Source organism: Shinella sp. GW821-FHT10F02 (genome assembly GCF_058809275.1).
This window is the reverse complement of record NZ_JBXASL010000001.1, coordinates 1294952-1309055: the sequence shown is the minus strand read 5'-3', so window position 1 is coordinate 1309055 and position 14104 is coordinate 1294952. Positions and strand designations below refer to the sequence as shown.

The 14104-nt window shown below is 58.1% G+C and carries 10 protein-coding genes and 1 pseudogene; 5 read left to right on the top strand and 6 right to left on the bottom strand.

All coding sequences use genetic code 11. The features are described from left to right. Nucleotides 1–91 precede the first annotated feature (91 nt). Nucleotides 92–804, top strand: a protein-coding gene (locus tag AC1RWL_RS05995) for an IS5 family transposase (RefSeq protein ID WP_493158256.1) whose coding sequence is annotated in 2 segments (ribosomal slippage) — nt 92–383 and nt 383–804 — 714 coding nt in all. Because the reading frame shifts where the segments join, the coding sequence is not laid out codon by codon here. A 3278-nt stretch (nt 805–4082) separates the two neighbouring features. Continuing rightward, a pseudogene (locus tag AC1RWL_RS05990) lies at nt 4083–4796 on the top strand (IS5 family transposase). A gap of 94 nt (nt 4797–4890) precedes the next feature. Here AC1RWL_RS05990 and repC read toward each other — a convergent pair. From repC to AC1RWL_RS05965, 5 genes are all read right to left on the bottom strand, one after another. Further along, nucleotides 4891–6105: a plasmid replication protein RepC gene (repC, locus tag AC1RWL_RS05985; RefSeq protein ID WP_493092806.1), complete on the bottom strand. Its 1215-nt coding sequence runs from the start codon at nt 6103–6105 to the stop codon at nt 4891–4893. Nucleotides 6106–6303: 198 nt separating this feature from the next. After that, nucleotides 6304–7332 (bottom strand): plasmid partitioning protein RepB, encoded by a 1029-nt coding sequence (gene repB / locus AC1RWL_RS05980; protein ID WP_493093826.1) that lies wholly within the window; start codon nt 7330–7332, stop codon nt 6304–6306. Next, a complete protein-coding gene (gene repA / locus AC1RWL_RS05975) occupies nt 7329–8552 on the bottom strand; it encodes a plasmid partitioning protein RepA (protein WP_493092807.1) in 1224 nt (407 codons plus the stop codon). Before repA ends, repB begins: the two co-directional genes overlap by 4 nt. A gap of 598 nt (nt 8553–9150) precedes the next feature. Further along, on the bottom strand, nt 9151–9798 hold the full coding sequence (locus AC1RWL_RS05970) for a 3-oxoacid CoA-transferase subunit B (RefSeq protein WP_435265010.1): 648 nt from the start codon (nt 9796–9798) through the stop codon (nt 9151–9153). Further along, nucleotides 9798–10514 (bottom strand): CoA transferase subunit A, encoded by a 717-nt coding sequence (locus AC1RWL_RS05965; RefSeq protein WP_493092808.1) that lies wholly within the window; start codon nt 10512–10514, stop codon nt 9798–9800. Before AC1RWL_RS05965 ends, AC1RWL_RS05970 begins: the two co-directional genes overlap by 1 nt. Before the next feature lie 77 nt (nt 10515–10591). Between AC1RWL_RS05965 and AC1RWL_RS05960 the strand changes: the two genes are divergently transcribed. Further along, entirely contained in the window at nt 10592–11194 is a 603-nt protein-coding gene (locus tag AC1RWL_RS05960; RefSeq protein ID WP_256114440.1) for a PAS and helix-turn-helix domain-containing protein, read from the top strand. Nucleotides 11195–11246: 52 nt separating this feature from the next. On the opposite strand, the gene AC1RWL_RS05955 is transcribed toward AC1RWL_RS05960, so the two are convergent. Continuing rightward, nucleotides 11247–12413, bottom strand: coding sequence for a multidrug effflux MFS transporter (locus AC1RWL_RS05955; protein ID WP_493092809.1), 1167 nt, complete (start codon nt 12411–12413; stop codon nt 11247–11249). 323 nt (nt 12414–12736) lie between these two features. Here AC1RWL_RS05955 and AC1RWL_RS05950 point away from each other — a divergent pair, with 323 nt between their 5' ends. Beyond that, nucleotides 12737–13291 (top strand): methylated-DNA--[protein]-cysteine S-methyltransferase, encoded by a 555-nt coding sequence (locus tag AC1RWL_RS05950; RefSeq protein ID WP_493092810.1) that lies wholly within the window; start codon nt 12737–12739, stop codon nt 13289–13291. Further along, nucleotides 13288–14007, top strand: a complete 720-nt coding sequence (locus AC1RWL_RS05945; RefSeq protein WP_493092811.1) for a 2OG-Fe(II) oxygenase — start codon at nt 13288–13290, stop codon at nt 14005–14007. The genes AC1RWL_RS05950 and AC1RWL_RS05945 overlap by 4 nt, the downstream gene beginning before the upstream one ends. The last annotated feature ends 97 nt before the right edge of the window (nt 14008–14104 follow it).

The window sequence follows — 14104 nt, the reverse complement described above, 5'->3', positions numbered from 1 at the left end:
TCTAAGGCCTGTGGGGATTCACAAAGTTTTTGAGATGTGAATCACGGATGGGATGGATCGATACGTTTTGACGGACGCCCAATAGGCTAAAATGGCGCCGCATTGCCTTGGCAAGCGCGGCGATCCAGGCCGGAGCGGCAGCGACAATCGCCTCTTTGTCGAGGCGGTGCTGTGGATCGCACGAACGGGTAGCCCCTGGCGTGACTTGCCTGCGCATTTTGGCAATTGGAGCACGGCCTTCCGCCGCTTCAGGGACTGGCGCGCGGCCGATGTCTTCATCCGGCTTTTCGAGGCGTGTTCAAACGAACCGGACATGGAATATGCCATGGTCGATGCGACGATCGTGAAGGTCCACCGGCACGGTCAGGGCGCAAAAGGGGGACTCAAAGCCAGGCCATCGGCCGCTCCAAAGGCGGCATGACGACCAAAATACTCGCACTCACCGACGCGCTGGGCAATCTGGTCCGCTTCCGCCTCATGCCGGGCCATCGCTTCGATACGGTCGGCGTTCCGCCCTTGCTCGACGGCATCGCTTTCGGCGGCCTGATCGCCGACAAGGCTTTCGACAGCGATGCCATCGTCGCCGATCTCGACGAACGCGGCGCCAAAGTCGTCATCTCTCAGCATCCGCGCCGAGCCAAGCCGCGACCACTCGATCGCGACCTCTACAAATGGCGCCATCTCATTGAGAACTTCTTCTGCAAGCTCAAGGAGTTCAAACGTATCGCAATGCGAGCCTGCAAAACAGACCGAAGCTTCTCGGCCATGATCTATCTCGCCGCTGCCGTCATCAATTCACAATGAATCCCCACAGACCTTAAAGGTTCGCCGAAAAAAGGCGCCGCCGTTATCTGATATGCCAGTGCATTTTTGGGAATTATGTTTTGACCCTACAAACGGTTGGGCCGTTGAAAGCTCTAAGAGCTATACTTAAAATGAATCATATAATTTAGGTGGAGTTGAGCGGTGCCGAATTGGGCCGATGTTCCTCTACGAGCTAAGCGGTGTTGCCTGTGTTGATGACTGCTGGGTTATTCACGGGATCTTTCATATTCTCCCGACTGCGGCCTACCCAGAGCTAGGGTCTGCAAAAGACAGTTTATAAACGCTTCAAGCATTGGGCCAAGGACAGCCAACATCAGGGTAGCCCGGAAACGTCGCGGCTATGCCCACGTCTGTATCCCACGGGATTGCGTAGTCCAGCGCTCAATCGTAATCAACCTACAGCAGGCAGCGCAATACCATAGAGCGCTACTTCTACAAACCCTAGTACTTCGGAAGAAGCAAGCCCCGCTTCGACAAGCTCGCAAGAATTTCTTCTTAACAATCGTGCCGACGTTAGCACGTATATGCATCAGAGCAAGGAGCCCCGATTCGGTACTCAGCGTTTCGCTGCTTAAGCGACTACACAAGGCAAATGTCTTGGTCGAGCTGTTCGACCTCGCTCGTAAGAGCCGCATAAAGAACGCGTTGGTCGTCGTCATCATCATGACGGTTTGCCGTCATGTATAAAGCAGAGAGGCCTAGTTTGAGATGGAAACAGTACTGTGAGTTCGAATTGCACCGATGTTGAGATCTGCGGCTATAAATGTCATTTAGCAAAAGACTTAGCCAACATATCATCAAGCTTAGTTGTGAAGCTACCGCATATTTTACGCAGCTCCTCGTCTGCGTAGTAAAGTGGTAAACTTATAAGCGTCATCCCAACGAATAGTAAACAGGAGGATAGATGCTATCTAATTGGTTTGGGCGCCATCGGCTCATTGCTACACGCTCGCTAAAAAGGAAACTCCTACTAGTTTGGCATTGTATCGGCGGATATCGCTGGCCGATTTGAATGACCCGACTCTGCCGGAGGGCTGCGCGATGATAGCGCGTAGGCAATATGGCCTAGACTGCAATAACCGCTCAGGAATACCATCGCAAAACACAGCACAACTCTACAATTTAAATTCGACCGCTTTTCGGTTTTTGCGATCACGGCCTGTATTTGCTCGGCACCTTTAGGCACGAGTATCTCTCAGCTTTGGGAAAGAGGCCGGAGACTCGCTGAATGCTCCTTGGAACTGACGTTCTTATGTTTTCACAGGTGATGATCGAGGAGAAAGTCAGTTAACCGGAGGGGAGGGTGGCGAAAGAAGTATAAGACCTGCCCCCAGTTCTCGTCCATCAACTTCATTTTTGTGTTAGCCTTTGTTTATGCCAACACAAATCCCGTACAAAGTCGCATCCCGAAGCAATAACGAAAAACCTCTGAAGTTTCAGTCGGCCCCGAAGGCTCAAGGTTTATAGATCCATTTGCCCGCCGACAGAACCCTGACAACTGTCAGGGTTTTCTTCATTCCGTCGCAAACCTAAAGGCCGTTACTCGCCTTGCTTCGAAAAAACTAGGTCCAAGAGAGACGCACTTAGAGAAAATTGGATATCGCATTTTCTGGCAAATGGCGATCAAATAGAGATCGAAGGCTGGACATTGATCGTCCGTCGCTCAATGAAACCGTATTGGAATATGAAACGACGTTAACTAAATTTAGTCGGCTAATTAATTCAGACCGCAAAACCCCGACTCCTGAACACTTTCATGACCCGAAGCACCGGCAGCTCGGCTCCGTTGGAGCAGCACTATCCAAATCAGTTACCCCCGTTGCACAGAACTATTCAACGTAATGGTGTTGCTCAAGTACACATCTCCGGTTTGGCAGATCTCCTCAGACTACATTCATCGCATGCCAAAACCGTCTTTTTGAGACCACACACTTCCGATAAACTGGGGAGGGATTCGTCAGCTACTACCCCCCGGAAAAAATAGCATCCCAAAATCCTTGCGGTTCGAGTTGAGTTTTGAATGGAATTTGGAAGTAGGAATAATCATCTGGATCATCATCAACTTGATCAACCAACTTTCAATGGCTCGGCGGCTCGTTCGTGATGGTCTCTCGGTTTCTCGACCTGAAAACAAGTCTACATCGTCTTGTTGCATAGGCCCAGAAGCCAATCATTATCTCGGAACCTGCTTTCAGCACGGTGCTACACCGAAACGAGTGATGACGAAAGTCAATGTTAATCGGCAATGTTGTTCCAGGCATTTTCAGAAAACAGATAGGTCCGACAACAGGAGTAATGCTGTCGTGAAGGCATGGAGGAGGGGGACACGATAGCGGTTTGCGATTTTCTCTGGCGTCGCGCCTATTCCGAAAAAGAAAAGGTAACTGCTGCACCCTTCACATGCAGTTACTGGGAATTGGTCCTCGCTTTAGACGCAAGAACTCGTTGATGCCAAATGAGAGGTTTTCCTCCAGGAATTCGGTTCCCCGGCTCAAAGGCTAGCCGGCTGCTCCTGAGCGAAGAAAAAAGACAGAAGAGATCGAAAATTCCAGGCTTCTCGGACGTGGTCGGTTTATGTTTTCAGCTGTTTTTCAAGCCCAAAGGTCGGCGACATCTCGCTTCAGATATGTTTGCATGTTGGTTATGAAGCATGTCAGTGTATACCAACACACCACGCCTGACTTCGTCTAGTAAGCGACAAAATTTCGACGTATTCATGGCCGCTTCAACACGTTAAAGAAGTTTTATGTCATGGCACCGTAGTGCCAATTTTCTCCGGCGCTTATTGAGCGAGACATGTTTTGAGCTTTGGAGATTAACCCAGCCAATGTCAGCAGATTACGGACCTCGCCGGAGTGCGTGGGCGTATATGCCTAATCCACGGCACGACCTTATTCGAATGATCTTCGTGAGCATGTTTTAGCTGTGGCTACGGTCGGGCAGAATTGCCGGGCAAGATGAGCGGCCATCGTCGGCGTGTGCTGGAGCCGAATCGCGCTTTCATCGTCGCGTATATCGAGCAGACATCTCATCTAACAGTGATTGGCACACCGCATCGCAACACGATATGACAAGCTCGCTAAAAATTACTTTGCTGCTGTCGCTCTCGTTTCAACAATCATCGCATGGATTTGAATGAGGCCCCCTGCCTAGCGCGGATTAACAATCTAAGGCCTGTGGGGATTCACAAAGTTTTTGAGATGTGAATCACGGATGGGATGGATCGATACGTTTTGACGGACGCCCAATAGGCTAAAATGGCGCCGCATTGCCTTGGCAAGCGCGGCGATCCAGGCCGGAGCGGCAGCGACAATCGCCTCTTTGTCGAGGCGGTGCTGTGGATCGCACGAACGGGTAGCCCCTGGCGTGACTTGCCTGCGCATTTTGCGCAATTGGAGCACGGCCTTCCGCCGCTTCAGGGACTGGCGCGCGGCCGATGTCTTCATCCGGCTTTTCGAGGCGTGTTCAAACGAACCGGACATGGAATATGCCATGGTCGATGCGACGATCGTGAAGGTCCACCGGCACGGTCAGGGCGCAAAAGGGGGACTCAAAGCCAGGCCATCGGCCGCTCCAAAGGCGGCATGACGACCAAAATACTCGCACTCACCGACGCGCTGGGCAATCTGGTCCGCTTCCGCCTCATGCCGGGCCATCGCTTCGATACGGTCGGCGTTCCGCCCTTGCTCGACGGCATCGCTTTCGGCGGCCTGATCGCCGACAAGGCTTTCGACAGCGATGCCATCGTCGCCGATCTCGACGAACGCGGCGCCAAAGTCGTCATCTCTCAGCATCCGCGCCGAGCCAAGCCGCGACCACTCGATCGCGACCTCTACAAATGGCGTCATCTCATCGAGAACTTCTTCTGCAAGCTCAAGGAGTTCAAACGTGTCGCAATGCGAGCCTGCAAAACAGACCGAAGCTTCTCGGCCATGATCTATCTCGCCGCTGCCGTCATCAATTCACAATGAATCCCCACAGGCCTTAGTCAGCGCACCCAGTTTTGTTGCTCGTTCTCACTGGGGGAGGGGGGAAGCCTTCCTTTAGGAAGACCTCTTCGCACATTCACCCAGCCTCCCGTGCATCATCACCCCCAGACCTCAACAGCGCCATCAAAACAGGGCCAAGCGAAAATTCTCCGCGGCGGGCGCGGGAGGTTAGGTTGCGCAGGTATCCGCCGGGTGAATTGATGTGGCTGGATCGTTCGAGGATGCAGGCGAGGGTGACTGCCGCGTTTTCGGGTCCCATGACCTCGCATGCTTCCTCGTAGGCCGACGGGCTTATTCCCAGCATCGAGCGGGCAACGATCGCTGCAGACATCATGTCGCGCCAGCTGCCGATCGTGCCGGCGGGTCCATATGCGCTGATCTCCTGGCAGGCCTTCAAGACCAATCCCAAAGGGAAGGGGAGGGGCGGTTGTGCATTTGGCTTCAGGTTTTCATTCGGGATCGCCCCCAGCTCTTTTTCTGAGCTTGGTTCAAGTTCATAGATGGATTCGGTTTTTGAATTCTGTATGTGCTGCCCACTTTGAGCGGCATTGCTGCTCGTATTCTTCGAATTATTGATGTTTTCCAGCATGTTGACGACGTTTGCCTGCAAGAGCGTCAATTCTGCGCTAATTTTGATTGCGTCCGCCATCGTCGGGGCACGGGGGATTTGGCTTACGAGGCTGATATAGATGTCTTCGATTGCCGCCCAGTCGCCGGGAGCCCCCTCCTCTATCGCGGCGCTGATCAACTTACGTACGTCGCGGCGACGGATCGTGAGTTCTTCCTTTGCGCGGCGGAAGGCGGCGCGATCGGCGGCGACCTTCTGTGCCATCTCCGCGAGTTCCTCGGCGCGTAGCAGGAGAGGGGAGATATCGAAGCCAAAGGCGGATTCGATCGTGCCGCTCCTGTCCTTGCGGGCGTAGCGCTTGCCGTTGGCACTGTCCTTGCGGATGACCAGGCCTGCCTCGACGAGAAAGGCGAGGTGCCTGCGCAACGTAGCGCCCGCTATCCCGTGGGCGCGGATGCTCAACTGTGCGTTTGATGGGAAGACGACGAGCTGCGCGTCCTGGCGCAGTTCGTTCTCCGGATAGAAGCTCAGCAAGGCGTCGAGTACGGCCAGGCTACGGTCTTGCAGGCCTAGAAGCACACGGGCTTCGGACGCGTCCCGAAAGACTTTCCATTTGTCAGCCCGCTTGCCCGCGGGGATCTCGGCCGCCGCGACTTGCTGCCTGACCAAGGCAAGCGAAATCGGCCGCCGCCCGAAAGGCGTCGTTACATTTCCACTCTGCATTTTCTCTCACCTTCGACAAGGCAAAAGAAATCCGCTCACCAAAAACGGTGCCAAAGACGCTTGACTAAGATTCGTGGAAATGCGAGTCTCGAAGTGCTAAATCAGAGAGAGGCTTCCACGACGGCAACGTTTGGGGGGCCTTTTTCTTTTGCGACGCTTCCTTTCTTCCATATCCGGGCAACCTGACAAATGTCAGGATTACCCCTTGTTCCGCTGACGGGAGAAACGCTCGGCAAGTGCCGGCAGCTCCTCCTGGATAAATTTCAAGAACGCGGTACCCAATTCACCCTCGCCGGAAATCCGGACATCCTTGGCAGAAGCGACGTAAGCGCCCAGCGCCTTGCCTTCGGTATCGGAGAGGGTAACGGCGCCACCGCGCGGAGTTGGGCTCGACTTGACCGCATTCAACGCCTGCTGGAAGCGCTGGTCGGAGTTCTCGATGCGGTCGCCTGCCTTCGACAAAGCGCGGCGTACGGCTTCAAGGGCACCGGAGCTGCCGGAAATCGTCTTGGCCAGATCCAGCCAGCGCGGCCGACCGATTTTGGGCGCACGGCCGATCGCTTCGATCACATCGCCCGGAACCGAGCGATAGACGCTGCGCATGCGGGCGAGTTCGGCATCCTCGATCGAAAGCGCGGCATAGATATCGCGCGGCCGAACCCCGGCATCGTCCATGCGCGAGGCAAACAGCGCACGCTCAATCCACGACAAGTCCTGCCGGCTGGCATTCTCGATGCCCTGCGCGACGACCAAGTCGTGATCGGTCATATCGACTTCGATCGCCCGGACCGGCTGACCGAGCTCCAGCGCAGCGCGCCATCTCCGGTGCCCATAGACGATCTGGTAGCGTCCGGCCGCCGAAGGGTGCTTTCGAACCTGGACGGGGACTTTTTGGCCTTCCGTCTCGATCGAGCGCTTCAGCGTTTGGAAATCGCTCGCGTCATCGTCCGGCAAACGATCCGGAAAAGGGGAGGGGTCGATGATCCTGGGGTCGAGGTCGTGGATCGACGCTCCGCCCGCCTCGACGATCGCTCGCAAGCGGTCACGCTCCGCCCGGATGTCATCGATCGCCCGATGGGCGGCACCGATGACGCCGGCGGCAACGCGTGTCGTCGGGGCAGGGGAGGGCGCTGCCACCGGCTCGGGTGCCGCGGGCTCCTCGCTCTCCAGTTCAGCCGAAAGCAGGCCGAAGCTTGCAACGATGGATTTCCGTGGTGTCTTGCTCATCCACGCCCCCAACTCGTGTTGATCAGGCGAACGATCGCCTCATTGACGGCGTCCACCGCCTCGCGTGCCCGCTTGTGCGTCTCGCGGCCGATCTGGCCCATTTCGAGTTCGTACAGCGAGCGTTTCCCAAGCCCCGCCGCCTCGACAGCCGTGCTTTCCACGGCTGTCGGCAGCAGGACATCCGCGCCGAACAGATGGCGCAGCATCGCGACCACCTGCGACTGCGGCGCATCGTTCGGATCGTGACGCGTCACGAGATAACGAATGAAATCCTGATCGAGCTGCGCGCCGCTGTCGGTCAAGACGCTGATAAGGTCGCCCATCATGAGAAGGAACTGGCTCATGGACGCGACGTCCAGCATGGCCGGATGCACGGTGATGATCATGCTCGTCGCCGCATAGATCGCGCTCAGCGTCAGGAAGCCGAGCGAGGGAGGGGTGTCCAGGATGACGACGTCGTAGTCGGCTTCCACCTCGGCGAGGCAGAGTTTCAGCCGTTCGAAAAAGATCGCACCCGAGCTCGACCTGTTGGCGAGGACCCGCGGGGTCTCATGCTCATACTCCATCACTTCCAGATTGCCGGGGATGAGGTCGATGCCGTCGAAATAGGTCTTGCGGATAATGTCGCGTATCGGCCGCCGTTCGGCATCGTCGTATCGAAGCGCCGCATAGATCGTCTCGTTGGCGCCGACATCGACCTCCGGCTGCGAACCGAACATCGCCGACAGCGACGCCTGCGGATCAAGATCGAGTGCGAGAACGCGGTAGCCTTGCAGGGCGAGAAAATGCGCGAGGTGAACGCAGGTCGTCGTCTTGGCGCTGCCGCCCTTGAAGTTGGCGATGGCGAGAACCTGGAGATGTTCTCCCGGCCGGCGGCGCGGCAGGAAACGCAGGGCATCCGCCGGCTTTTGCTTTGCGAACAGTTCCCGCAACTCGTTGATTTGCTGGAGCGTATAGACCCGATGATTGTTCTCCAGCCGGCTCGGCACGGGACCGCGGCCTTCGCTCGACATCAGCTTCAGCGTCGAATCGGGTATCGATGTCAGCTTGGAGACTTCATTCGTCAAAAATTGCCGAAGAATCTTTTCCGACTTCGGCGGATACATACGCGTTCTCAGCTGCTGCAGCTGTCCGGACAACAGCGTGGCATGGCGCGTGATCTTGCTGCCTGCATCTTCCTTGGAAGGAACCACTGTTTCTACCTTTTGCGCTATCGCCATTTTTCCCTCTTGGCGGCCCATCGCCGGTTTACCGGCCGGCACTCGCCAAGAGATAGAACACGATTCTATAAGTCCGTCCATGTGTTGGCGGTTGACAATAGAACCGAACGGGCAGTCTTCGGTCGTAGATAGGCGTTAATCAACTGATATTATTGAATTTCTCGCAAAAGTAGCGCGCGTTTCCGTTTGTAACTCTCCACACTTTTGACACAGGTGGTCCAACCAAGCGGAGGCCTACGGGCTCAAAATGCCGGCGCGCGAGAGAATCGGGAATCAGAATCAACGGAACCTTGTGTCCGCGACGAGCCTCTTGAAATTGGCAAATCATCGTCGTTCCACGCAGCGGCAAATGACGCACGCAGGTCGACTGCCAGTGCCGGCAATGTCAGCGTGATAGCGGCACTGGACACTATCAGCCGCAACTGGTGTCCTGGACCGCGGCCGGTCATGCCTAGGATTTTTTTCGATCCGGCGCTGTCGAAATTAGACCGTATGCCATCGACATGATGTTCGACGGTGGGAGTTAACAGGGGAGGGGCCGGAATTTTATGTTCCGACCCTTTAATAGGCTGAATTATAAAATGACTTTCCGGCCGCACTACCCGTCGAGCGCGACGCGGAAATCCGCCTGCGTGCGGGCACGCAATTCGTCGACCGTCACGCCCGGCGCGAGTTCCACCAGGCGCATGGGCTCCTCGCCGCGGATCGCCGGCTCGAAGACGGCGAGGTCGGTGATCAACAGGTTGACGACGCGGCTTCCGGTCAGCGGCAGGTCGCAGCGCTTGAGGACCTTGGATTCGCCACGCGCCTCGTGCTCCATGACGACCACGACGCGCTTGACGCCGGCGACGAGATCCATCGCGCCGCCCATGCCCTTGACCATCTTGCCGGGGATCATCCAGTTGGCGAGGTCACCGTTTTCCGCCACCTGCATCGCGCCCAGAACGGAGAGGTCGATATGGCCGCCCCGGATCATCGCAAAGCTTTCAGCACTGGAAAAGAAGCTGCTGCCCGGCAGTTCGCTGATCGTCTGCTTGCCGGCATTGATCAGGTCCGCATCTTCCTCGCCCTCGAAGGGAAAGGGACCCATGCCCAGCATGCCATTCTCGCTTTGCAGCGTGACGTGGATGCCGGCCGGGATGTAGTTTGCCACCAGGGTCGGGATGCCGATGCCCAGATTGACGTAAAAACCGTCCTGCAATTCCTTCGCGGCGCGCGCCGCCATGTCGTCCCGTGTCCAGGCCATCAGACTGCCTCCACCGACTGCCGCGGCGTCACCGTTCGTTTCTCGATCCGCTTTTCAGCGTTTGCAACCTCGATCATGCGCGAGACATAGATGCCCGGCGTATGCACGTGGTCGGGATCGATACTGCCCGGCTCGACGATCTTTTCGACCTGCGCCACCGTCGTGTGCGCCGCAGTCGCCATGACCGGATTGAAGTTGCGCGCGGTCTTGCGATAGACGAGGTTTCCGTCCGTATCGCCGCGCCAGGCGTGGACGATAGCGAGGTCTGCGAAGAGCGCCGTCTCCATGAGATAAAGCTGCCCGTCGAATTCGCGCACTTCCTTGCCTTCGCCGACGGCCGTACCGACGCCGGTGCGGGTGAAGAAGGCGGGAATGCCGGCGCCGCCGGCGCGGATGCGCTCGGCGAGCGTGCCCTGCGGGTTGAACTCGATCTCCAGTTCCTTGGCGAGATATTGCTGCGCGAAGAGCGCGTTCTCGCCAACATAGGACGAGATCATTTTGTCGATCTGGCGGGTTTCCAGCAGCCGGCCGAGGCCGATACCATCGACGCCCGCATTGTTGGAAATGACCGTCAGCCCGCGCACGCCGGACTCACGCACCGCCTCGATCAGCGCTTCGGGAATACCGCAAAGCCCGAAACCGCCGGCCATGATGGTCATGCCGTCCTTGAGCAGTCCCGCCAGGGCCGCCGTCGCATTGTCGTGGATTTTCCGCATGGTTCCTCCCATAGAAAACGTTCCAGGCGAGACATTACGGCTTGAACGGCGGCAGGCGTTAGCCGTATTTATACGGCATGACGCGACGTGCCGGCTCGATCGAAGGCTTCGGCAGGGAAGGGGACTTACGCTTCTCCCTGAACGAAATTCCCGTGCCGATGGTCTACGCGACCCACCGTATCATCCGCGATTGCAACGACGCCTTCGCCGAACTCTTCGGCTATGCCCGCCCGGACCTGATCGACCGCAGTTTCGCGGTGCTCTATCCGAAGATTGCCGACTTCATCCATACCGGAAAAATGTGGCTGGAGCACCTGCCGGGCGGCCGCAGTTATTATGACGAGCGGATCATGATGTCGGTGACCGGGCAGCGTTTCTGGTGTCAGGTCACAGGTAAGAGCTTTCAGCACGACGACCCATTCGCCCACGCCCTCTACTGTTTCCAGCGGCTCAACCGCCCGACGACCAGCCCGCAGCTTTCCCTGACGGAACGCCAACGGCAGATCCTGACGCTGGTGTCGCAGGGAAAGACCAATGCGCGCATCGCAGACGAACTTGACCTGTCGGTCCGCACCGTCGAATCCCATCGCGCCCGGCTGATGAAGATCACCGGCTGCACCAATTCCGCCCAACTGACCTCCTGGTTCGCCCATGCGCCAGGCCCGGATGGGGCAGGGTAGGGAACAAGTTGGGGCGGCCATCATGGCCAACCGGGTTGCTTTTTGCTTCCGTTTATCGAGCCGCCTCGACGGGTGATACGTCGCCGCCTTGCGCCACATGCGCCAGAATGAGCGAGCTGACGCCGGCGAGGAAGAAGCCTGCGGACAAATTGATAGTCGTGCCGTCATAGAAATTCCCCATGCCGACAGCGAACACGGTTGCAACAAGGCTCGATCCGGAAGCGAGCAAGGAGGCGCCGAGGCCGGCAACCTGGCCAAGAGAGCGCATGACCATGGCGTTCAGGTTGCCGAAGAGGATGCCGATGGCGAAGAAGGCCGCAAACCCGAATGCCATGAAAGCTGCAAACGGCAGACGACCGCCGCACAACGTGGATGCAACCAGCATCAGAAAACCAACCGATGCTAATCCCAGGAAGGCGGCACGCGCCATTCTATCCATGCCGAACCGCTGCACGAGCCTGCCATTGGTGAATGAAGCAAGCCCCACCGCCGTGGCCAGCGCCGCAAAATAGAGGGGAAAGGTTTCCCGGATTGCATAGGCGTCAAAGAACAGATCGGCCGCCGTGCTGAGATAGAGAAGCTGCGCACCGAAAACGAGCCCGGTCGCCACGATCAGCAACGTTACGCGACGGTTGGAAAGGATGCGGCGGCCATTCAGGAGCAGCAGGCCAGGTCGAAACGGAATGCGCTTTTGTGCGGGCAAAGTTTCCGGTTGGCGAACCAGCAGCCACAGGCCGAGAAGACCCGCAATGACCAGATAAGCCGCAAAGACGCTGCGCCAGCCGGCAAGGGCGATCAGGCCCTGCGCCAGGGCCGGCGCCAGCATCGGCACGAGAATGAACAGGGTGAACATGAAGGACATGACGCGGGCCATCGCATCGCCCTCGAACTGGTCGCGGATCATGGCCCGTGTCGCAATCTTCGGGCCGGAAACGCCAACACCCTGAAGAAACCGGCCGAGGATCACCATCTCCAGCGTTCCCGCCAGCATGGCGATGACGGTTCCGGCGACATAGACACAAAGACCGAGCACAAGCGCCTTCTTCCGTCCGATCGCATCGGACAGCGGACCGAGCAGCAATTCACCGAACGCCATGCCGAAGATGAAAAGCGATATGATGTGCTGCGTCGAAAGCGGCGGCGCGACACCGACATCCGCACCAATCTCCCGCAACCCCGGCAACAGCGCATCGATGCTGAGGGAGGTCAGTGAGGTCAAAAGCGCATAGAGCGCGATGCGTTCGCGAAAACTGATCGAGGATGTCATGCGCCGTGTGTGAAACGTATTTGCCGCAGCCTCAAGTGCCTGAGAGCGTGAAATCGATTAGTTCCATAAGATAGATTACACGATTTCCATCTGTATCTGGGTATGCCCTATTCTCAGCGCGGCATGTGAGAGATGCAACAGCCTATCTCTACCCGGTCTGCCCACCGCTTCGCCACGCCTTGACGGAATTTCTCGATTTGACAGCAAGGATCGGAGTTTGGTGCGGCATCGTGCGGCCTAGTGTCGATCTCCAAGACAAACAAGGAGTTACGACGATGAACCTTATGATCGCCAACAAGGCGTTGCGCGCCGCACCAAGGGTGAAGACCTCCGATATTCTTTCCTTCGCCGTCGCCGATTGCACGCTTGGCAAGGTCTTGCTGGCGCAGAGCACCAAGGGCGTTTGCGCGATCCTCATCGGCGACAGTCCCGAAGACCTGGTGGCGGATCTCGCCCGTCGCTTCCCGCAGGCGACGCTTGTCCCGGGCGAAGCTGCGGTGAAAGAGGCCATGGAGGCGGTGCTGCGTTTCATCGCGGAGCCTGCTGTGGGTCTCCACTTCATGCTCGACATGCGCGGGACGCCGTTCCAGCGGCGTGTGTGGGAAAGGCTGCGGACGATTCCCGTCGGCAGTACGGTCAGCTACCGGGAACTGGCCGGCTGGATCAGCCCGCTCGCAAGCGCGCGGGCCGTCGGCGCTGCCTGCGCCGCCAATCCGATTGCGCTCGCCATTCCGTGCCACCGGGTCCTGCGTGCAAACGGTGAACTCGCCGGCTACCGCTGGGGCATCGAGCGCAAGCGCGAACTCCTCCGGAAGGAGGCCTTGGCATGAGTGTCGCGACGTCTGCCAAGGCACGGGTCGCCGCCTATGATTGGAAAGCGCTTGCCGACGAGCTCGATGGTTTCGGCTGCGCGGTCCTTCCAAAACTGCTGACACCGGAGGAGTGCCGCGGGATTGTGGCGCTCTATCCCGATGAAAGCCATTTCCGCAGTCACGTCGTCATGGCGCGGCACGGTTTCGGCAAGGGCGAATACCGCTACTTCAAATATCCCCTGCCCGACCTTCTCGGCAGCCTGCGCACGGCGCTCTATCCCCGCCTTGCGAGCGTCGCCAATGCCTGGAACGCGCGCATGGGGATCGCGGAGCGTTATCCCGGCGAGCACGCGCCGTTCCTTCAGCAATGCCATGACGCCGGCCAGGTACGGCCGACGCCGTTGCTGCTGCAATATAGGCCGGGTGATTTCAACTGCCTGCATCAGGATCTCTACGGCGATCTCGCTTTTCCGATCCAGGTGGCGATCCTGCTGTCGGAGCCCGGCAGCGACTTTACCGGCGGCGAATTCGTGCTGACCGAACAGCGGCCGCGCATGCAGAGCCGGGTGGAGGTCGTGCCGCTGCGCCAGGGCGATGCGGTGGCCTTCGCGGCGCATAACCGCCCGGTGCAGGGAACGAAGGGCAATTACCGCGTCAATCTCCGGCACGGTGTCAGCCGCGTGCGCTCCGGCAAACGCCACACCCTTGGCATCATCTTCCACGACGCCCGCTGACGGCCGCCGCCGCCCTGCCCGCAGAACTGTGGAGCGAGGATTGAGCAATCGGCGATTCTTTGCCACAGTCGGCACCGGGGAAACAGGGGGGCGGCAA